Source organism: Chryseobacterium sp. HNCC26DJ239 (assembly GCF_057180445.1).
The window spans coordinates 1-256 of the sequence record NZ_JBXUGJ010000023.1; the positions used below are offsets into that span (position 1 = coordinate 1).

The window sequence follows — 256 nt, forward strand, 5'->3', positions numbered from 1 at the left end:
CACCACAGTACTTCCTGAAATTGCAGTTGGTTGTGTAACTGTCGCGTTCACAACTCCTGTACATCCATTCGCATCAGTAATCGTTACTGAATAAGAACCTGCAGCTAAACCTGTTCTATCTTCTGTTGTTACACCACCATTCCAAAGGAATGTATAAGGAGCTGTCCCTCCTGTTGGTGTTAAATTAATCGCACCAGTTGAACCACCATTACAAGCAACATTAGTTACCACTGTTGTTCCTGAAACCGCCGATGCT

1 protein-coding gene is annotated in these 256 nt (G+C 43.4%); it reads right to left on the reverse strand.

Features of this window, described 5'->3' with window-relative positions; genetic code table 11:
* Nucleotides 1-256, reverse strand: a 256-nt coding sequence (locus AC2A1D_RS17810) for a SprB repeat-containing protein (RefSeq protein ID WP_484044918.1), incomplete at both ends; no start/stop codon positions are given.